Origin of the sequence: Kitasatospora sp. NPDC094019 (genome assembly GCF_044764505.1) — a bacterium.
Lineage (GTDB): Bacteria > Actinomycetota > Actinomycetes > Streptomycetales > Streptomycetaceae > Kitasatospora.
Genome location: NZ_JBIWIF010000001.1, coordinates 55,106 through 74,167 on the forward strand (window position 1 = coordinate 55,106; position 19,062 = coordinate 74,167).

At 74.6% G+C, this 19,062-nt stretch carries 19 protein-coding genes; 9 read left to right on the plus strand and 10 right to left on the minus strand.

The features are described 5' to 3' along the window. Nucleotides 1-28 precede the first annotated feature (28 nt). On the minus strand, nt 29-1,702 hold the full coding sequence (locus ACIQ9P_RS00260; RefSeq protein ID WP_402347247.1) for an FAD-binding dehydrogenase: 1,674 nt from the start codon (nt 1,700-1,702) through the stop codon (nt 29-31). 113 nt (nt 1,703-1,815) lie between these two features. Then, complete coding sequence (locus ACIQ9P_RS00265) at nt 1,816-2,451, minus strand: TetR/AcrR family transcriptional regulator (protein ID WP_402347250.1); 636 nt, start codon at nt 2,449-2,451, stop codon at nt 1,816-1,818. A gap of 290 nt (nt 2,452-2,741) precedes the next feature. Here ACIQ9P_RS00265 and ACIQ9P_RS00270 point away from each other — a divergent pair, with 290 nt between their 5' ends. Both ACIQ9P_RS00270 and ACIQ9P_RS00275 read left to right on the plus strand, forming a co-directional pair. Further along, nucleotides 2,742-3,116 (plus strand): YciI family protein, encoded by a 375-nt coding sequence (locus tag ACIQ9P_RS00270; protein ID WP_402347252.1) that lies wholly within the window; start codon nt 2,742-2,744, stop codon nt 3,114-3,116. A gap of 194 nt (nt 3,117-3,310) precedes the next feature. Next, complete coding sequence (locus tag ACIQ9P_RS00275) at nt 3,311-4,507, plus strand: RNA polymerase sigma factor (protein ID WP_402349765.1); 1,197 nt, start codon at nt 3,311-3,313, stop codon at nt 4,505-4,507. Nucleotides 4,508-4,698: 191 nt separating this feature from the next. Here ACIQ9P_RS00275 and ACIQ9P_RS00280 read toward each other — a convergent pair whose 3' ends face one another. Beyond that, on the minus strand, nt 4,699-5,214 hold the full coding sequence (locus tag ACIQ9P_RS00280) for a MarR family winged helix-turn-helix transcriptional regulator (protein WP_402347255.1): 516 nt from the start codon (nt 5,212-5,214) through the stop codon (nt 4,699-4,701). 140 nt (nt 5,215-5,354) lie between these two features. Here ACIQ9P_RS00280 and ACIQ9P_RS00285 point away from each other — a divergent pair, with 140 nt between their 5' ends. Further along, nucleotides 5,355-6,137, plus strand: a complete 783-nt coding sequence (locus ACIQ9P_RS00285; RefSeq protein WP_402347258.1) for a dioxygenase — start codon at nt 5,355-5,357, stop codon at nt 6,135-6,137. 72 nt (nt 6,138-6,209) lie between these two features. Here the strand turns inward: ACIQ9P_RS00285 and ACIQ9P_RS00290 are convergent, their stop codons facing one another. Beyond that, nucleotides 6,210-6,884, minus strand: a complete 675-nt coding sequence (locus tag ACIQ9P_RS00290; protein WP_402347261.1) for an NAD(P)-dependent oxidoreductase — start codon at nt 6,882-6,884, stop codon at nt 6,210-6,212. A gap of 143 nt (nt 6,885-7,027) precedes the next feature. On the opposite strand from ACIQ9P_RS00290, the gene ACIQ9P_RS00295 reads away from it, so the two are divergent. Beyond that, the gene (locus ACIQ9P_RS00295; RefSeq protein ID WP_402347264.1) at nt 7,028-7,618 is read left to right on the plus strand and encodes a maleylpyruvate isomerase N-terminal domain-containing protein; all 591 of its coding nucleotides are present in this window, start codon (nt 7,028-7,030) and stop codon (nt 7,616-7,618) included. 19 nt (nt 7,619-7,637) lie between these two features. Here the strand turns inward: ACIQ9P_RS00295 and ACIQ9P_RS00300 are convergent, their stop codons facing one another. Next, complete coding sequence (locus tag ACIQ9P_RS00300; protein WP_402347267.1) at nt 7,638-8,018, minus strand: VOC family protein; 381 nt, start codon at nt 8,016-8,018, stop codon at nt 7,638-7,640. Nucleotides 8,019-8,125: 107 nt separating this feature from the next. Then, on the minus strand, nt 8,126-8,584 hold the full coding sequence (locus tag ACIQ9P_RS00305) for a group II truncated hemoglobin (protein ID WP_402347270.1): 459 nt from the start codon (nt 8,582-8,584) through the stop codon (nt 8,126-8,128). 242 nt (nt 8,585-8,826) lie between these two features. On the opposite strand from ACIQ9P_RS00305, the gene ACIQ9P_RS00310 reads away from it, so the two are divergent. The 3 genes from ACIQ9P_RS00310 to ACIQ9P_RS00320 are packed head-to-tail and all read left to right on the plus strand — an operon-like array spanning nt 8,827 to nt 11,639. Continuing rightward, nucleotides 8,827-9,612 (plus strand): SDR family NAD(P)-dependent oxidoreductase, encoded by a 786-nt coding sequence (locus ACIQ9P_RS00310; protein ID WP_402347273.1) that lies wholly within the window; start codon nt 8,827-8,829, stop codon nt 9,610-9,612. A gap of 29 nt (nt 9,613-9,641) precedes the next feature. Further along, complete coding sequence (locus ACIQ9P_RS00315) at nt 9,642-10,055, plus strand: MerR family transcriptional regulator (protein WP_402349768.1); 414 nt, start codon at nt 9,642-9,644, stop codon at nt 10,053-10,055. A gap of 51 nt (nt 10,056-10,106) precedes the next feature. After that, nucleotides 10,107-11,639 (plus strand): AMP-binding protein, encoded by a 1,533-nt coding sequence (locus ACIQ9P_RS00320; RefSeq protein ID WP_402347276.1) that lies wholly within the window; start codon nt 10,107-10,109, stop codon nt 11,637-11,639. An 18-nt stretch (nt 11,640-11,657) separates the two neighbouring features. Here ACIQ9P_RS00320 and ACIQ9P_RS00325 read toward each other — a convergent pair whose 3' ends face one another. Then, nucleotides 11,658-12,527: a LuxR C-terminal-related transcriptional regulator gene (locus tag ACIQ9P_RS00325; RefSeq protein ID WP_402347279.1), complete on the minus strand. Its 870-nt coding sequence runs from the start codon at nt 12,525-12,527 to the stop codon at nt 11,658-11,660. A gap of 178 nt (nt 12,528-12,705) precedes the next feature. Here ACIQ9P_RS00325 and ACIQ9P_RS00330 point away from each other — a divergent pair, with 178 nt between their 5' ends. Both ACIQ9P_RS00330 and ACIQ9P_RS00335 read left to right on the plus strand, forming a co-directional pair. Further along, complete coding sequence (locus ACIQ9P_RS00330) at nt 12,706-13,536, plus strand: TIGR03084 family metal-binding protein (protein WP_402347282.1); 831 nt, start codon at nt 12,706-12,708, stop codon at nt 13,534-13,536. Between the two features lie 89 nt (nt 13,537-13,625). Then, complete coding sequence (locus tag ACIQ9P_RS00335; protein WP_402347285.1) at nt 13,626-14,114, plus strand: hypothetical protein; 489 nt, start codon at nt 13,626-13,628, stop codon at nt 14,112-14,114. A gap of 127 nt (nt 14,115-14,241) precedes the next feature. On the opposite strand, the gene ACIQ9P_RS00340 is transcribed toward ACIQ9P_RS00335, so the two are convergent. Genes ACIQ9P_RS00340 through ACIQ9P_RS00350 form a run of 3 tightly spaced genes read right to left on the minus strand, consistent with a single transcriptional unit; the run spans nt 14,242 to nt 19,021 of the window. Next, entirely contained in the window at nt 14,242-14,868 is a 627-nt protein-coding gene (locus ACIQ9P_RS00340; RefSeq protein WP_402347288.1) for a hypothetical protein, read from the minus strand. Between the two features lie 54 nt (nt 14,869-14,922). Beyond that, complete coding sequence (locus ACIQ9P_RS00345; RefSeq protein ID WP_402347291.1) at nt 14,923-15,654, minus strand: DUF4232 domain-containing protein; 732 nt, start codon at nt 15,652-15,654, stop codon at nt 14,923-14,925. A gap of 34 nt (nt 15,655-15,688) precedes the next feature. Continuing rightward, complete coding sequence (locus ACIQ9P_RS00350; RefSeq protein ID WP_402347294.1) at nt 15,689-19,021, minus strand: error-prone DNA polymerase; 3,333 nt, start codon at nt 19,019-19,021, stop codon at nt 15,689-15,691. Nucleotides 19,022-19,062 lie beyond the last annotated feature (41 nt).

Here is a 19,062-nt window from a genome sequence, read left to right on the forward strand (position 1 = left end):
GCCCCCGGGCCCGTCACGCCGCGAGCCGTCAGGCCACCGAACCCGCCGCCGCCCGGCCCGCAGCGCGGCCGGAGAACAGGCAGCCGCCGAGGAAGGTGCCCTCCAGGGCGTTGTAGCCGTGGACACCCCCGCCGCCGAACCCGGCCACCTCCCCCGCCGCGTACAGGCCGTCGACCGGACGCCCGTCGAGCCCGAGGGCGCGGGAGTCGAGATCGGTCTGGATGCCGCCGAGGGTCTTCCGGGTCAGCACGTGCAGCTTGACGCCGATCAGCGGGCCCGCCGCCGGGTCGAGGACGCGGTGCGGGGAGGAGGTGCGGCTGAGCCGGTCGCCCAGGTAGCGGCGGGAGTTGCGGATGCCCTGGATCTGGGCGTCCTTGCTGAAGGGGTTGGCGATCTGGAGGTCCCGGGCCTCGATCTGGGCCCGCAGCACGGCCGGGTCGAGCAGTGGTTCGTCGGTCAGGCCGTTCATCCTCGCGACCAGTTCCTCCAGGGTGGCGGCGACGACGAAGTCCGCGCCGTTCCGCTTGAACGCCTCCACCGGGCGGGGTGCCCCACTGCCCAGGAGCCGCTCGCGCAGGACGGCCTTGCGGTCACCGCTGGTGAGGTCGGGGTTCTGCTCCGAGCCCGACAACGCGAACTCCTTCTCGATCATCCGCTGGGTGAGCACGAACCACGAGTGGTCGTACGGCGCGATGTCCTCGGTGGTACGGAGGTGCCTGAGCGTGCCCAGGGTGTCGTAGCCGGGCAGGCAGGGCTCCGGCAGGCGCCGTCCGAGGGCGTCGAACCACAGGGGTGACGGGCCCGGGAGGATGCGGATCGCGTGTTCGGGCCAGACCGGGTCCCAGTTCCGGATGCCCTCGGTGTAGTGCCACATGCGGTCGCGGTTGACCAGCCGCACGCCCGCGGCGGCGCTGATGTCGAGCATCCGCCCGTCCACGTACGCCGGGACGCCCGTGATCATGTTCTTCGGGGGTGTGCCCATGCGCTCCGGCCAGTGCCGGCGCACGAGTTCGTGGTCGCCGCCGATGCCGCCGGTGGTGACGATCACGGCCTGGGCGGTGAGTTCGAACTCCCCGGCCGGCTCCCGGTTGGAGGCGACGCCGCGGGGGGCGCGGTCCTCCGCCAGCAGGGTGCCCCGCACGCCCGTCACCGCTCCGTCGCGGACCACGAGTTCGTCGACCCGGTGGCGGTGGTGGAAGGTGAGCAGGCCCGCGTCGGCGGCCTGCCGGGCGTCCCGCACGAAGGGGCCGACGACGCCGGTGCCGGTGCCCCAGGGGACGTGGAAGCGCGGCACGGAGTTGCCGTGGCCGTCCGCGCGCAGGTCGCCGCGCTCGGCCCAGCCCACCAACGGCGTCAGCTTGATCCCGCGCTCGGTGATCCAGGCGCGCTTCTCGCCGGCGGCGAAGTCCACGTAGGCGCGGGCCCACCGCACCGCCCAGGAGTCCTCGTCGTCGAGGCGGTCGAACCGGGCGCTGCCGCTCCAGTCGTTCCAGGCCAGTTCGACGGAGTCCTTCACTCCGAGGCGCCGCTGCTCGGGCGAGTCCACCAGGAAGAGTCCGCCGAACGACCAGTGGGCCTGGCCGCCGAGGTTGGCGGCGCTCTCCTGGTCCAGCAGCGCGACCCGGCGGCCGCGCGCGGTGAGCTCGCGTGCCGCGACGAGCCCGGCGAGTCCGGCTCCGACCACGATGACATCGGCGTCCATGACAGCACTCCATCCTTCGGGCGACCGGCCGGTCCGGCCGGGGTCACGGGGAAAGCGGGGAAAGCGGGCGAAGCGGGGAGAGCGGGGGAAGCGGACGGGACGGGGAACCCCCGTCAGCGGGGGTCGTCGGCGGACAGCAGGGCGAGCAGCAGCTGCCGGAGCCAGGCCCGGGCGTGCTCGACGTCGCGGTCCAGCAGGAGCTGGGTGGTGACACCGTCGTAGGCGGCGATCACCGCGTGGGCCGCGCCCTCGGCACCCCCCAGCACCTCGGGCAGCGGGCGCCGGGCCGCCAGCCCCGCCAGCCGTTCGGCGATCAGTTCCCGCAGCCGCCGACGGTGCTCCAGCAGGGTCCGCGCGGTCCGGGGGTCCCTGGCGGCGACGACGAGGAAGTCCGTCTTGATCAGCAGCCAGTCGCGCTCCAGCAGCAGCACCCCGGTCACCCGCTCGGCCAGCGCGGCCACGTCCGTCTCCCCGGACTCCACCGCGAGCGCGTCGGTGACCTGGGCGGCGATCAGCTCGGCCCGTTCCTCGTACAGGACGAAGAACAGCTCCTCCAGAGTGTCGAAGTTCGAGTAGAACGCGCCCCGGCTGTACCCGGCGGCCTCGCAGACCTCCTCGATCGACACCCGGCCGAATCCCTTGGCCGCGAACACGCCGAAGGCGGCCTCCAGCAGCCGGGCTCTGGTCCGCGCCCTGCGCGCGGTCACCCGGACGCCGCCGGGCCCAGGTGCCGCGTCCGTCGTTGCCATGGTTCCACCTTGATACATCGGCGCATCGGATACATCGATGTATCCATCGCCACCGTAGCGGAGGCCGGGCCGGGTCCGATACACCCGCGCGGCGCCGATTTCCCGCGCCGACGCACCTCGTCCGCACCGGGTCCGCGCGCCGCCGCACCCGCGCGCCGCGCGCTCCGGTGGCCGGGCCGGGGATCCGCCGGAAGAATTTTCCGACCGGCTGTCGAAACGGACGCCCCCCGATCGACGCAGGGGTGAGCGGCGGGGAGAAGCCCCGCCCGCACCGACGAGGAGTGAGTACCATGCCGCGCTTCATGAGCCTGATCCGCATCGACGAGCAGCAGTCCCAGGACTTCGAGATGGACGCCGCGTTCGAGGAGCGGATGGGAGCGCTGTTCGCGGAGATCACCAAGGCCGGGGTGATGCTGGACACCGCCGGACTGCTGCCCACCAAGGAGGGCACCCGGCTGCTCTGGGACGGCGGCAGGGTGAGCTGCACGGACGGGCCGTTCACCGAGACCAAGGAGGTCGTGGGCGGCTACGCGATCCTCCAGTGCAAGGACATGGCCGAGGCCGTCGAATGGACCCGGCGTTTCCTGGAGGTCCACCCGGGGAGCTGGACGGTCGGCGCCGAGCTGCGGCAGATCGACGAGGGTGCCACGCCGCCGGAGGCGTGACGGGCGGGCGGAGGCGTGACGGGCGGGCCCGGACGGTTTGCCCCCTCGGGCGGCGACTGCTCTGATGGGTGATCGTGACGGAGCGCGACGCGGGTGCGACGGGAACGGCCGGGACGGGGACGGCCGGGACCGGCGCGACGGGGACGGGAACCACCGGGACCGACGCGGCCCGGACGGTCGAGGCCGTCTTCCGGATCGAGTCCGCCCGGATCATCGCGGGGGTCACCCGCATCGTGCGCGATGTCGGCATCGCCGAGGAACTGGCGCAGGACGCGCTGGTCGCCGCGCTGGAGCAGTGGCCCGGGTCGGGCGTCCCGGAGCGTCCGGGCGCCTGGCTCATGGCCACCGCCAAGCACCGCGCGGTCGACCTGGTCCGCCGCCGGGAGACGTACGCCCGCAAGCTCGCCGAGGTCGGACGGGCACTGGAGGACGTCCCGCCGCCGGAGCCGGCCGGGCCGGACGACATCGACGACGACCTGCTGCGGCTGATCTTCACCGTCTGCCACCCGGTGCTGTCGGCCGAGGCCCGGATCGCGCTGACGCTGCGGCTGCTCGGCGGGCTCACCACGGCGGAGATCGCCCGGGCCGTGCTCTCCTCGGAGCCGACGGTCGCCCAGCGGATCGTCCGCGCCAAACGGGCGCTGGCGCGGGCCCGGATCCCGTTCGAGGTCCCGTACGGGGCGGAGCGCACGGCCCGGCTCTCCTCCGTCCTGGAGGTCATCTATCTGATCTTCAACGAGGGGTACTCGGCGACCGCCGGGGACGATCTGCTGCGACCGGCGCTCTGCGAGGAGGCCCTGCGCCTCGCCCGGGTGCTGGCCGCGCTGATGCCCGGGGAGCCCGAGGCGCACGGGCTGGCGGCACTGCTGGAGCTCCAGGCGTCCCGGACGGCGGCCCGCACCGGCCCGGACGGACGGCCGGTCCTGCTCGCCGACCAGAACCGGGCCCGCTGGGACCGGCTGCTGATCCGGCGCGGGCTCACCGCCCTGGTGCGGGCGGGCACCGGCCCGTACGCGGTCCAGGCGGCGATCGCCGCCTGCCACGCGCGCGCCGTGCGCTACGAGGACACCGACTGGCGCACCATCGCCGCCCTCTACGGGCGACTGATGGCACTGACCCCGTCCCCGGTGGTCGAACTCAACCGGGCCGTGGCGCTCTCGATGGCCGAGGGACCCGCGGTCGCGCTGGAACTGGTGGACGCGCTGGCCGAGGAACCGGCGCTGCGCGGGTACCATCTGCTGCCCAGCGTCCGGGGGGACCTGCTGGCCCGACTGGGACGGGGTACCGAGGCGCGGGCGGAGTTCGAACGGGCGGCGGGGCTGACCCGCAACGAACGGGAGCGGGAGCTGCTGCTCGCCCGCGCGGCGGACGCGGCCCCGGCCGAGGACTGAGGACCGAGGGCCGAGGGCCGAGGGCCGAGGGCCGAGAACTGCGGGCCCGGGAGCCGCGGACGGGACGGGGCGCGGGGAAGCCGGGTCCCGAGGGCGACGGGGGTGCCCTCGGGACCCGGCGGCTCGAAGGGCGGACGGCTCGCGGACGGTCCGGGAGGATCCGGGACGGTCCGGAGAGCGCGCCGCCCGGCTCAGAGGGCGTCGTCGAGGCGGAGGCGGGCGCTGACCTGGCCGAGGCCGTCGGCGAGGACGGCGAGCTGCTCCCGGCTGAGCACGTCGATCAGCAGCTCGCGGACCAGCGCGACATGACCGGGAGCCGCTTCCCGCAGCATCTCCCGTCCCTGGTCGGTGAGTTCCGCGAAGACGCCGCGCACGTCGCTCGGGCAGGAGCGCCGGCCGACCAGGCCCGCCTTCTCCAGCTGGGTGACCTGGTAGGTGAGGCCGCTCTTGGAGGTGACGAGCCTGTCCGCCAGTTCGGTCATGCGCAGCGAGCCGGCCGGGGCGGCGGAGAGGTGGACGAGGATCTCGTACTGGGTGTGGGAGAGACCGGAGTCCTCCTTGAGCTGGCGTTCCAGGCGGCGGTTGAGGAGGTTGCTCGCGGTGACGAAGCTCCGCCAGGCAGCCATCTCCTCCTCGTCGAGCCACCGGGGCTCGTACGGGGAGGCGGCGGAGGGGGGCGCCGAAGGTGCGGACGAGGTGGAGGGCATGGGGTGATCGTACTCCTATTGTTCAAATTCGAACGAAGGTGTACGGTCGAATCCGTGCAGAGTTCAAATTTGAACTACTTGCCCGGACCGCCTTCCACGGAGCCCCCGAGCATCCCGAGGGCCGGAGGAGAAGAACCGCCATGAGCAACGCCGCAACCGGCCGCATGCCCGCCCTCTACCTGTCGCACGGCGCGCCGCCGCTCGCCGACGACCCCGTCTGGCCCGGTCAGCTGGCCGCCTGGTCCGCCGACCTGCCCCGGCCGAGGGCGATCCTGATGGTGTCCGCGCACTGGGAGGAGGCTCCGCTCGCGCTCGGCGCGGTCACCACGGTGCCGCTCGTGTACGACTTCTGGGGCTTCCCCGAGCACTACTACCGCGTCCAGTACGCCGCCCCGGGCGCACCGGAGCTCGCCGACCGCGTGCGGAAGCTGCTGCGCGCCCCCGGCACGCCGGTCCAGGACATCCCCGACCGGGGCCTCGACCACGGCGCGTACGTCCCGCTGGTGGAGATGTTCCCCGAGGCGGACATCCCCGTCCTCCAGGTCTCCATGCCGACCCTCGACCCGCGGCGGCTGCTGGAGATCGGCCGCCGGCTCGCCCCGCTGCGCGACGAGGGCGTGCTGATCGTCGGCAGCGGCTTCTTCACCCACAACCTGCGGGCGCTCGCCCGTGACGGCCGGATCACATCGGTGATGGCCGAGTTCGACGACTGGGGCCGGCGGGCGCTGGAGGCCCAGGACCTCGACGCGCTGCTCGACTTCGAGGAGAAGGCGCCGGCCGGCCGGCTCGCCCACCCCCGGACCGAGCACTTCGCCCCGCTGTTCGTCACCCTCGGTGCCGCGGAGGGCGAACTGGACCGCCAGCGCACCGTGATCGACGGGTTCTGGATGGGCCTGGCGAAGCGCTCGATCCAGCTCGGCTGACCGGGCGCGGGCGACGCCTACGGCGGCAGCGAAGGCGGCGGCGACAGCGGCCGACGGCGACGGGCGGGCCGGTCACAGGGCGCAGCAGGTGAACCGCTCGCCGATGTGCTCGGGCTGCTCGATCTCGTCGACCAGCACCAGCGCGTAGTCCGGCACCGAGATCCGGCTCTCCCCGCGGGCGTCGGTGAGGAGTTGCTCCAGCCCGGTGCGGTACCGGCCGGTGCGCTCCCCCGGGCCGAGGACGGCGGCCGGACTGAGCACCGTCCAGCGCACGTCCGTCACCGTCCGGAGGTGGTCCAGGGCCTCGCCGTGCGCGTGCATGATCTGCCGCACCCCGTCCGGCAGCCCGGGGGCGTCCCAGACCCGGACGCCGGGCCCGGTCTCCAGACTGCCGGCGCCGCCGACCACGATCAACCGGGGTGCGCCGCCGCCGAGTTCGCGCAACCCGTCGACCAGCGCGCGGGCGGCCGGTCCGATCAGCGCCAGGTGGCCCGGGCCGTCGCCACCGCCGACCGCGCTCACCAGGACGTCCTGTCCGGCCGCGACCCGGGCCACGTCCGCCGGGTCGAGCACGTCACCGGCCAGGACGGTCACCCGGCCCGGCCCGGCGGAGCCGCCGTGGCGGGCGGCGTCGAACCGGGACGGGTCCCGGACCACGGCCGTCACCCGGTGGCCGCGTGCGGCGGCCTCCGCGAGGACTGCGGCGCCGACGCTGCCGCCGGCGCCGAACACGGCGATGTCGGCCATGGGGTACCTGCCTGTTCTCCGGGGCCGACGCCTGCACCTCGCCGGCCGGGTGGGAATCCGGGACCAGCAGTAGCACCCGGGGCGGGCGGCGGCGGCGCGGACACGCGGGGCGCCCGGGCGGTGGGGCGTGAGACGGTGGGGCGATGACCGACCATCGGATGAACGGGACCGACGTCCGGGCCGCGCTCGGCGAGACCGCAGCCGTGCTGGGACCCGCCGCCGGGGCGGGCGGTGCGGACTGGAACGCGCCCGCCGGACCGCTGGAGTGGAGCTGCCGGGAGACCGCCGCCCACCTCGCCCACGACCTGCTCGCCTACGCCGGGCAGCTCGCCGCCCGGCCCGCCGACCGCTATCTGCCGCTGGACCTCACCGTGCGTCCGGACGCACGACCGGCCGAGGTGCTCACCGTGGTCACGGCCGCCGCGCACCTGCTGGCCATCGCCCTGGACGCGGCGCCGCCCGGGCTGCGGGCCTGGCACTACGGGCCCTGCGACCCGGCCGGCTTCGCCGCGATGGGTGTCGCCGAGACCCTGCTGCACACCCATGACATCACCCTCGGGCTGGGCCTCGACTGGCGTCCCCCGGCGCGGCTCGCGGCGGCGGTGCTCGACCGGCTCTTCCCCGACGCGCCCGCCGGGGAGCCGGTGGAGGTGCTGCTCTGGTGCACCGGTCGGGGCGAACTCGACGGCCGCCCGCGCCGGACCTCGTGGGTCTGGCGGGCGGCCGTCGGATAGCGGTCGGAGGCGGTACCGCTCAGGAGGTGGCGGTCCGCTCGGCGGCGCTGCGCACCACGCAGAACTCGTTGCCCTCGATGTCGGTGAGGGTCACCCAGCCCGCGCCGTCGGGCCGGCGGTGGTCCTCGAACGGCTTCGCGCCCAGCGCGATCAGACGCTCCACCTCCTCGTCCCGGGTGCGGTCCTTCGGCGTGAGGTCGAGGTGGAGCCGGTTCTTGACCTCCTTGCCCTCCTCGACCCGGATGAAGAGCAGCGAGACACCGTCGGAGTTGACCTCGATCTCCGGGTCACCGGGGACGTCGCCCTCGCCCAGGGCGCCGTCCACCACCTCCGCCCAGAACACGGCGAGGGCGTGGGGGTCGGCGCAGTCGAACGTGACGTGTTGCACAAGAGAAGCCATGCCGCCACTGTGGCCTGTCGAAGCCCCCTCGTCCAACCGGTTTCCCGGCCGCCGACGGTGCCCGGCGGCCGCTCCGGACGCCCCGGGGCGTGCCTTTCGGCCACGCCCTACTGGAGACCCTCCCAGCCCCAGCGCGGGGTGGGGCCCGGGTCCCCGAGGTCGGTGCCGGCCGGCGAGGCCGAGACGTCCTTGGCGATCCGGGTCCCCCAGTCGAAGTACTCCAGGACACGGCGGCGCAGCAGTTCACCCTCCGGGAGCTCCTCGTGCACGGCCTCGGCCATCAGCTCCATCCACCGGGTGCGCTGCTCCTCGGTGATGGCGAGCCCGAGGTGGACCCGGAGCAGGGACCGGTGGCCGCCGAGCTCGGTGGTGAAGCGGTCCGGTCCGCCGAAGATCTCGGCCAGCCAGACGGCGACGTGCTCGATGTGGGTGGGTGTGAAGTCGGCGAAGACCGGTGCGAGCAGGGGGTCGGCGAGCACGCCCCGGTAGAAGGTGTTGCTCAGTCTCCGGAGGGCTTCGAGGCCCCCGATCGCGTCGTAGAGGCCGTCGGAGCGGTGGTCGGTCATCGGTGTTTCTCCCCGTGCGGATGTCCTTGCGGTCCTGCCGCCCTTCCTAGCAGCGGAACGGAGGCCGCGCCTCCTCCACGCCCCCCTGTTCGCCCCCTGTTCGCCGCCGGCTCAGCAAGAGGAGGACCGGGCTCCGGCTCGCGCCCCCGGCCCGGACCCCGCCGTTCACGCGACCGCCCCCGGCCCCGTCGCGGAACGGTGCTTGACCTTGCCACCGGCGTCAGGGTCGCAGGCTTGCGGGCATGAACGGAACGACGGGAACGGAGCGGGCTGTGGCGGAGCGGGGACGGGTGGTGGTGGTCACCGGCGCGGGGACCGGGATCGGGCGGGCGACGGCACGGGCGTTCGCCGAACAGGACCCCCGGGCCCGGGTGGTGGCGGTCGGACGGCGGGCCGAACCGCTGGCGGGGACGGCGGAGCGGGCACCGGGGCGGATCGTGCCGCTGGTCGCCGACATCACGGCGCCGGACGGCCCGGGGACGATCGTCCGGGGCGCGCTGGAACGGTTCGGCCGACTGGACGTCCTGGTCAACAACGCGGGTGTCGCCCCGCACGCGACGCTCGGCGGCTACACCCCCGAGGGAGTCGGCGCGCTGCTGGCCACCAATCTGACGGCGCCCGTCCTGCTGGCCCAGGCGGCCCTGCCCGCGCTCACCCGGAGCCGGGGGGTGATCGTCAACGTCAGCACGGCCGTCGGCCTGCGCGGCTGGCCGAGCAACTCCGTCTACGCCGCGAGCAAGGCCGCCGTGGACACCCTGACCCGCAGTTGGGCCGTCGAACTCGCCCCGCTCGGCATCCGGGTGGTCGCGGTGGCGCCCGGCGCGATCGAGACGCCGATCGCCGACCATGCCGGGATCGGCCCCGAGCAGCGGGCGGCACTGCGCGCCTGGCAACTCGCGCACACGCCGCTGGGCCGGATCGGCGAAGCCGACGAGGTGGCCCGGGCCATCGCCTGGCTCGCCGCGCCGCAGGCCGCCTTCGTCACCGGCGTAGTCTTGCCGGTGGACGGGGGCGCCGTGGTCGGATGAGCGCCGACGGACGGACGGGGGCCGCGCGGGTGCGGATCGGCGAGCTGGCGCGGGCGACGGGGACCACCGCCAGGGCGCTGCGGCACTACGAACAGGCCGGTCTGATCGGCTCCGGGCGGGCGGCCAACGGCTACCGGGTGTACGAGGAGTCGGCGGTGACCAGGGTGCGCAACATCCGCTCGCTGCTGGAGGCCGGGTTCACCCTGGAGGACGTCCGGCCGTTCCTCGGGTGCCTGGACCAGGAGGCGTTCGGCCCCCCGTCGGCGGGCGCGCTGCGGATCGCCCGGGACCGGCTGGCGGTACTGGAACGTCGGATCGCCGCCCAGGCCGAGACCCGGGACCGGCTTGCCGCGGCGATCGCCCGCGCCGAGGGGACCGCGACGGCGAGCACGTCCCCCTCCGCCGCGGCCGCTCTCCCGGCCTCCTCGGCCTCTATGGAGTGACACCCCCGATCGGGGGTGTGCAGGGGGCGGCGGTCGGAGGACAGTGGGCGCATGCAGATTCCACTCTCCGTGATGGACTTCCTCGACCGGGCCGAACTGGTCTACGGCGACCGGGTCGGCATCGTCGACGAATCGGAGCAACCGGCCGAATCCTGGGGCATTCTGACGTACCGCCGGATCGCCGAACTGGCCCGGGCGCAGGCGGCCGGGCTGGACCGGCTCGGGGTCGGCCCCGGCGAGCGGGTGGCGGTCGTGTCGCACAACTCGGCGCGGCTGCTCACCTCGATGTTCGGGGTGAGCGGTCACGGCCGGGTGCTGGTCCCGGTGAACTTCCGCCTCAAGGCGGAGGAGGTGTCCTACATCGTCGAACAGAGCGGCGCCTCGGTGCTGCTGGTCGACCCGGAGCTGGCCGAACCGCTGGCCGGGGTGGTCGCCGAGCACAAGTTCGTGATCGGTGCGGACAGCGACCGCCTCCTCTACGACTTCGAGCACGCGCCCCGCCGGTACCCGGTCGACGAGAACGACACCGCCACCGTCAACTACACCAGCGGAACCACCGCCCGGCCCAAGGGCGTTCAGCTCACCCATCGCAACATCTGGCTGAACGCCAACCTGATGGCCCTGCACTTCGGGGCGAGCGACCGGGACGTCTACCTGCACACCCTGCCGATGTTCCACGCCAACGGCTGGGGCTTCCCGTTCTCGCTCACCGGGCTCGGCGCGCGGCACGTGGTGCTGCGGAAGGTCGACGGCGCGGAGATCCTGCGCCGGGTCGAGCGGCACGGCGTGACCTTCCTGTGCGGCGCGCCCGCCGTGGTGCAGATGGTGCTGGACGCGGCAGCCGAGTGGGAGGGGCCGGTCCCCGGCCGGGACCGGGTGCGGATGGTGGTGGCCGGCGCGCCGCCGCCCACCTCGGTGGTGCAGCGGATGGAGTCCGAACTCGGCTGGGAGTTCATGCAGATCTACGGCCTGACCGAGACCTCACCGGTGGTCACGGTCAACCGCACCCGCGCCGAGTGGGACGAACTGCCCGCCGAGAAGCGGGCCGAGAAGCTGGTGCAGGCCGGCGCCCCGGCCCTCGGCAACCAGGTGCGGGTGGACGAGCAGGGCGAGGTGCTGGTCCGCTCCAACGTCGTCCTGGAGGGCTACTGGCAGCAGCCGGAGGCCACCGTCGAGGCGGTCCGGGACGGCTGGTTCCACACCGGCGACGGCGGCACCCTGACCGACGGCTACCTGACCATCTCGGACCGGAAGAAGGACGTCATCATCAGCGGCGGGGAGAACGTGTCCTCGATCGAGGTGGAAGACTGCCTGTACGACCATCCGGCGGTGGCCGAGGCCGCGGTGATCGGCGTACCGGACGCCAAGTGGGGCGAGACGGTCAAGGCCCTGGTGGTGCTGAAGCCCGGCGCCGAGGCCGGCGAGGCGGACCTCATCGCGCACTGCAAGCAGCGACTGGCCGGGTACAAGTCGCCCACCTCGGTGGAGTTCCGGGAGTCGTTGCCGCGGACGACCACCGGGAAGCTGCAGAAGTTCCGGCTCCGCGAGCCGTACTGGGCGGGCCGCGAGCGTCGCGTCAACTGACCCGCCCGGGCCACATGTTCAGTCGAGCAGTCCGAACTCACGGGCGGTGAGCGCGAGTTCGGTGCGGTTACGGACGCCGAGCTTGTGCATCGCGCTCTTCAGGTAACCCGTCACCGTGTTGCGGGTGAGTCCGAGCCGGGCGGCGATCTCCGGGTTGGTCCGGCCGGTCGCCGCCCAGCGGAGCACCTCGTGCTCGCGCGGGGTGAGCGGGACGGGCGCGGTCGGCGGTCCCGTTCTTCGCGGGACCCGGTCCGCGGCCGGCCCCCCGCACCAGGCCGCGGCCCCGGCCAGGGCCCGGGTGGCGGCCTCGGCCAGCCTGGTCACCGCACCGATCCGGACGTCCCCGAACGGCACCACCGCGCGCAGCGAGGCGTACACCACGCCGTGCACCGCGCCGTGGTGGAGCAGCGGCACGGTGAGCATCGCGTAGAGGTCCTCGGCGGTGACGGCCGCGTCGTAGTGGTGCGAGATGGTGGTGGCGGCGCGGTAGTCGGGCACCCAGTTGGGCGCCCGCTCGGCCAGCGCCCGGCCGCCGAGGCCGGTCCCGGCCGGCACGGCCAGGCCGTGCAGCAGGTCCGCGCGGGTGCCGGCCCAGTGCCGCAGCACCATCCCCTCGGCGCGGGGGCCCGCCGCCTCCGGGCCCGCCACCGCGGGGTCCGGCACGCCGACCAGGCCGACGTCCGCGCCGCAGTCGGCGACCACCCGGCGGGCGAGGTCGCCGAGCACCGCGTCCCGGACCAGCTCGGCGGCCCGGACGGCGAGGTCGGCCCGGGGGTCCTCCGGCACCGGCGCGCCGCCCACGGGCGGGAACGTCGTGGTCGGAGCCGTCGGAACGGTGGCCGGGACGGCGGTCGGGACGGTGCTCGGGACGGTCGGGGCGGTCGTCACCGCGCGATTCTCACACGGGCCCCCGTCCGTGGGGAGGGGTCCGGAGCGCGGGTTCGGTGGAGTTCCGGGTACCGGGCCGCCGGTCGGCGTAGGGTGCGGGCGCGAGGTTACCGGCGGGTCACCAAGGGTGGCGCGCCACGGCGTGTTCCAGGTTTCCGAGGCTGCGAGAGGGAGATCCATGACCGACCCGAACGTTCCCGGGGAGTCGTCCGTACTGACCGGACTGCTGACCGACCTGCGGGCCGAGAGCGAGGTGCTGGACGGGCTCGTGGCCGGTCTCGAACCGGACGGCTGGGCCCGGGACACGCCCGCGCCGGGCTGGACGGTGGCCCATCAGATCGCCCACCTGGCCTGGACGGACGACTGGTCCGAGCTGGCGGCGCGCGACCCCGAAGCCTTCGTCGCGGACTCCCGCCGGATCTTCGGCGAGCTGCTGGCGGCCGGCGCGGACCCGGTCGAGGAGGGCGCCGCGCACGGGGCCGCCGAGCGGCCGGCCGCGCTGCTGACCCGCTGGCGGGCCGGCCGGGAGCGGCTCGCGGCCGCCCTCGCGGCGGTGCCGGACGGGGCCAGGCTGCCGTGGCTGGGCCCGCCGATGAAGGCCGCGTCGATGGCCACCGCCCGGCTGATGGAGACCTGGGCGCACGGGCAGGACGTCGCGGACGCGCTCGGCGCCGCCCGGGAGCCGAGCGCCCGGCTGCGACACGTCGCGCACCTGGGCGTGCGGACCCTGGGGTTCGCCTTCACGGTGCACGGGCTGCCCGTGCCCGAGGTCCCGGTGCGGGTCGAACTGACGGCGCCGGACGGGGAGGCGTGGACCTGGGGGCCGGAGGGGGCGGCGGACCGGGTGAGCGGCCCGGCCCTGGACTTCTGCCTGCTGGTCACCCAGCGCCGGCACCGGGACGACCTCGCGCTGACCGCCGTCGGCGAGGTGGCGACGGCCTGGATGCCGATCGCCCAGGCGTTCGCGGGCCCACCCGGAAAGGGCCGGCAGGTCGGGTACTCGCTTTAGCAGATGATTCGTCAATTCAGCTTTCGGCGGCACCAAACCACACGTTTCGGCGATATGCAGAGTTCGTCGGCGAATGATGGAATCCAGTCATGAAGCGAACGAACCCCCTGCGCGCCGCCCTGGCGGGCGCCACCGCCCTGCTCGCCGCCGGTGGGCTCCTCGCCCTGCCGGCCCAGGCCGCGTCCGCGGTGCCCCCGGGAGTGGCCGGGGGCACCGCGGCGGCACCGGTCCGGGCGGGGACACCGGCCGCGCACCAGGTGGTCACCTTCTTCGAGGAGTACCGGCGGGCGGTGCTCGGCACCGGTGACGAGCTGCCGTCCGAGGTGCGCGAGCGTTTCCTCACCCCGGCCCTCGAATCCCGACTGGACGCCTGGGCACGGCAGCACGACGCCGATCCGGTGTTCCGCGCCCAGAACGTCCCGGTGGACTGGTCCGTCCAGCAGGTGAAGGAGGAGTACGGCTTCGCCTCCGTCCGGCTCACCGAGTTCTGGGCCGGGGGCGGCAGCCAGGAGGTCTGGTTCACCGTGCGACTGAGGGATCTGAAGATCGTCGAACTGAACGACCGTCCCGCCTTCTGACCCGTCGGGCTTCCGACCCGTCGGGCTTCCGACCGGCTGGCCCAGGTCACCGGCCGCCGGTCACCCATGAACCCCGGCGCGGCGCAGGCACCCCCACGACTGCGCCGCGCCGGTCGTCCGCACGCGGTCATTTGCCGCCGTCGCGCAGGACCAGCAGTCCGAGCCCCCGCTCCCGGGCGCCCGCCGTCCAGGCCGGGAGCAGTTCGCCGACCAGCCACTCGACCTCCTCGACCGCGTCCTCGTCACCACCCGGGAGGAGTTCGGGTTCCTCCTGGATCCGGTCGGTGTCGAAGCCGGCCAGTTCGGCGTGGACGCGGTCGAGTTCGGGCCCGGCCGCGAGGCAGGGGAAGGGCCACGGATCCCCGTCCGACACCTCGGCCCGCGGCCACGGCCAGGGGCGCGCCCACAGTCCGGCGAGGGTCGGCAGCCCCCAGCTGCGGAAGGTGTCGGCGAGTTCGTGCCAGCCGCGCCCCGGCAGGATCGCCGCGCCGAGCCTGTCACCGGCGCCGGGCAGGAGGAGTTCCAGCAGCCAGCCGTAGCCGCCGGGGCGCGCGGGGTCGAGCCGGCCGTCGGCGAGTTCCCGCAGCGCGGACTCCACTTCGGCGGGATCGGTGGCCCGCAGCAGCCGGTCGCCCGCCGCCAGCGGCGCGATCCGGTCCAGGGCGGACCGGACGAAGGACTCGTCGCCGGAGCCGACCGCGCGCAACAGGGCGTCGCCGTCGACCGCGAACGCCGAGAGGTACTGTTCGGACATGGAGCCATTCTCCAGGCACCGCCATGTCGTCCGGCGGGCAGGGGTGTTGGCGGTCTACCGTGCGGGCGCGGACCAGGGGGCGACGCCGAGCCGGCCGGTGGTGCCGAGGTCGAGATCGGCCGGGACGGTCAGCCGGGGGCGGCCGGGGAGCGGGGCGACATCGAGGTAGCGGCCGTTGTCGGGCGCCTTGTCGCCCAGGGTCACGGTGTTGCGCCAGACCAGCTGGAACTCCGCGTACTCGCGCGGTTGGAGGGTCAGCGGCTTCGGGGCCGCGTCGAAGTGCGCCAGGGTGGCGATGCCGGCCGAGCCGCGCTTCACGGTCACGGCGAGCGGGGCGCGTTCGGCGTCCAGGACCCGGACGGCGGGGTGACCGTTGAGGCTGTAGGGGCGGGTGCCGCAGTTGGTCAGCCGGATCGACAGGACCCGCAGGCCCATCGCGGCATCGCCGTCGCCGACGGTCAGGGCGACGCCCTCGGGGGAGCAGGCGGGCGGCGGGACCGGGGTCGCGACCGGGGCGGTCGGCGGGGCGCCCGGCAGCGGCACCGACCGGACCGGCCCCGGGGTGGTCCCAGTGCTCACGGCGGGTGCGGGAACCGGTGTGACCACGGGGGGCTCGTCGCCGATGGTGCGCGCCGGGACGGGCGCTCCCCCGCCCGCCCCGGTCGCCGGGATGCTGCCGCAGCCGGCCGCCGCGAGCACGACCGCCACGAGCAGCAGCCCCGTCCGGGCTGAGGCCCGGGGGACGAGGGCGGGCGGGGGTGGGGTCGGCGACGGCGTCGATTCCATGGGGGCGATCATGGCACGAACCATTCGGACGCCGTCACAGCCCGATCCGCAGCGGGGCGAGCCGGGTGGCGACCAGATTGGTGGCGCCCCGGTCCCGTTCGATGTGCCCGTGGACCAGCAGCCCGGCCCGGTCGAGGGCGGTGCGGCGCTGGGACTCCCAGACCGGACGGCTGCAGATCACATTGATCAGCCCGGTCTCGTCCTCCAGGCTGAGGAAGAGCACCCCGCCCGCCGTCGGTGGCCGCTGCCGGTGCGTGACCAGGCCGCCGACCACCACCGCCGTCCCGTCCGGCACGTCCGGGAGCCGCTCCGCCGGGAGCGCGCCGCCCCGGTCCAGGTGGGCGCGCAGGTGCTGGAGCGGGTGGCTGGTCGCGGAGGTCCCGGTGGCCCAGAGGTCGGCGATGGTCTCCTCGATCGGGGTCATCGCGGGCAGGTCCGGCGCCTCGGTGCCGGGCGTCGTGCCCGGGATGAGGTCCGCCGAGACGCCCGCGAACGCGCCCGCCGCCCAGAGCGCCTGCCGCCGTCCGAGCCCGAAACAGCCGAACGCGCCCGCCGCGGCCAGCGCCTCCAGCCCCGCCACCGGCAGGCCGGTCCGGCGGGCGAAGTCCTCCAGGTCCGCGTACGGGCGCCCGGCCGCGATCGCCTCGGCCTGCGCGGCGCCGATGCCGCGCACGGTGTCCAGGCCCAGCCTGATCGCGGGCTGCGGCAGGCCCGCGGTCAGCGGCGGCACGGGCGTCGGCCCCCGGTACGGCTCCAGGGTGGGCGCGGGGCCGCTGGCGTTGACGTCCACCCCGCGCACCCGCACGCCGTGCCGCCGGGCGTCCGAGATCAGGCTGAGTGACGAGTAGAAGCCCATCGGCTGGTTGGCCAGCAGGGCGCAGGTGAAGGCCGCCGGATAGTGGTACTTGAGCCAGGCGCTGGCGTACACCAGGTAGGCGAAGCTGATCGCGTGGCTCTCCGGGAAGCCGTAGTTGGAGAACGCCTCGATCTTCAGATAGACGTCCTCCGCCACCTCCTGCGGGATACCGCGCTCCGCCATGCCGTCCAGCAGCCGTCGGCGCAGCCGGGCGACCCGTTCGTGGGAGCGTTTGGCCCCCATCGCCTGGCGCAGCAGGTCCGCCTCGGCGGGGGTGAATCCGGCGCAGTCGATGGCGAGTTGCATCATCTGCTCCTGGAACAGCGGTACCCCGAGGGTCTTGCCGAGCGCGTTCTCCATCAGCGGGTGCGGGCAGCCGGCCGGCTCCACCCCGGCGCGGCGGCGCAGGTACGGGTGGACGGAGCCGCCCTGGATCGGGCCGGGCCGGATCAGCGCGACCTCCACCACCAGGTCGTAGAAGTGGTCCGGCTTGAGGCGGGGCAGGGTGGCCATCTGGGCGCGCGACTCGACCTGGAAGACCCCGACCGTGTCGGCCCGGCGCAGCATCGCGTACACGCCCGGGTCGTCGTCCGGGACGGTCGCCAGGTCGTAGTGCCGGCCGTGGTGGCGAGCGACCAGGTCACAGGCGTCGTGCAGCGCGGCGAGCATGCCGAGGCCGAGCAGGTCGATCTTGACCAGTCCGGCGCCGGCCACCGACTCCTTGTCCCACTGCAGCACGGACCGCCCCGGCATCCGGGCCCACTCGGTCGGGCAGATCTCGGCGATCGGCTCCCGGGTGAGCACCATGCCGCCCGAGTGGATGCCCAGGTGGCGCGGCAGTCCGTGGAGTTCGCCGGCGAGCGCGAGCACGTCGGCGGGGATGACGGCGTCCTCGCCGGGCGGCGAGCGGAAGTCGGCCTGCCGGCTGAACGCGTCGACCTGACCCTGCGGGTAGCCGAGCACCCTGGCCGCGTCGCGCAGCGCCAGCCGGGGCCGATAGGTGATCACATTGGCCACCTGGGCGGCGTGCTCGCGCCCGTAGCGGCGGTAGACGTACTGGATGACCTCCTCGCGGCGGCGGTTCTCGATGTCCAGGTCGATGTCCGGCGGCCCGTCCCGGGCGGTGGAGAGAAAGCGTTCGAAGAGCAGTTTGTAGTGCACCGGGTCGACGGCGGTGATCCCGAGCGCGAAGCAGACCGCCGAGTTCGCCGCCGATCCGCGACCCTGGCACCAGATGTCCTCGCGGCGGCAGAAGTCGACGATGTCGTGGACGATCAGGAAGTACCCGGCCAGGTCGAGGTCCTCGATGACGTCCAGCTCACGGGCGAGCTGGCGGCGGGCCGGACCGTTCGCCGGTCCGAACCGGGCCGGACCGCCCTCGGCGACCAGGGCGCGGAGATGGCCGATCTCGGTGCGGCCGGGCGGGACGGGGCAGCCGGGCAGCTCCGGGTCCAGGGTGGCGAAGTCGAAGGCGCAGGCGCGGGCGAGGTCCACGGTCGCCTCCCGGACGCCGGGGAAGCGGGCCAGCCGGGCCGCCATCTCGCGGCCGGAGCGCAGGTGGGCGGTGCCGGCGGCCCGGGTCCAGCCCGCCGCGCCGGCGAGGGTGCGGCGGTCGTGCAGGGCGGCCAGGCCCTGGGCGAGGCGGCCCTGGGCGGGGCTCGCGTGGTGCGCGTTGGTGGAGGCGACGGCGGTCAGGCCCAGCCGGGTGGCGAGCGCGGCGAGGGCGTCGTTGCGCAGGTCGTCGCCGGGGAGCCACTGGTCGATCAGCTCGACATGGACGTTGTCGCGGCCGAACGCCTCGGTGAGGGTGCGGAGTTGGTGCTCGGGGTCGAGGACGGGGGCAGCGGGGACGGGGAGGGCGGCGGGGTCGGCCGCGGTGGCGGCGGCCAGCGCGGCCGGGACGCGGCCGAGGCGGCATCCGGTGAGCACCGCCCAGTGGCCGCCGTGCGCGTCGGCCAGGGCGGCGAAGTCGTAGACCGGTTTCCCCTTGGCCCCGCCGGCGAGTTGGGCCGCGCCGATGACGGCGGAGAGACGGCGGTAGCCCTCGGGGTCGCGGGCCAGCACGAGCAGGTGCTCGACGCCGTCCCCTTTCGGTCGACGGAGTGTCAGTTCGGCGCCGAAGACGGTCGCCACCCCCGTACCGCGAGCCGCCTCGGCGAACCTGACCACACCGTAGAGGCCGTCGTGGTCGGTGAGCGCGAGTGCCTCGACCTCCAGCCGGGCGGCCTCGGCGACCAGTGCCTCCGGGTCGCTGGCGCCGTCCAGGAAGCTGAAGGCGGAGTGGACGTGCAGCTCGGCCCAGGCGGGCCCGGCGGAGGCGGCGGGACGTTCGGGGCCGGGGTGTTCGGGGCCGGGGTGTTCGGGGTCGGGGTGTTCGGGGTCGGGGTGTTCGGGGTCGGCGGGCTCCGTGGTCGGGCCCGGGCGCAGCGGCACGACAGCGCCGCCCGCGCCGGCGGCCATGCGCCGGTGCAGTTCGCTCCAGGGGACGGAGGGATGGCTGGTGAATCCCATCGGGGTGGTGCCTTCGGTCTCTCGTTCGTCTTCCGGCCCCC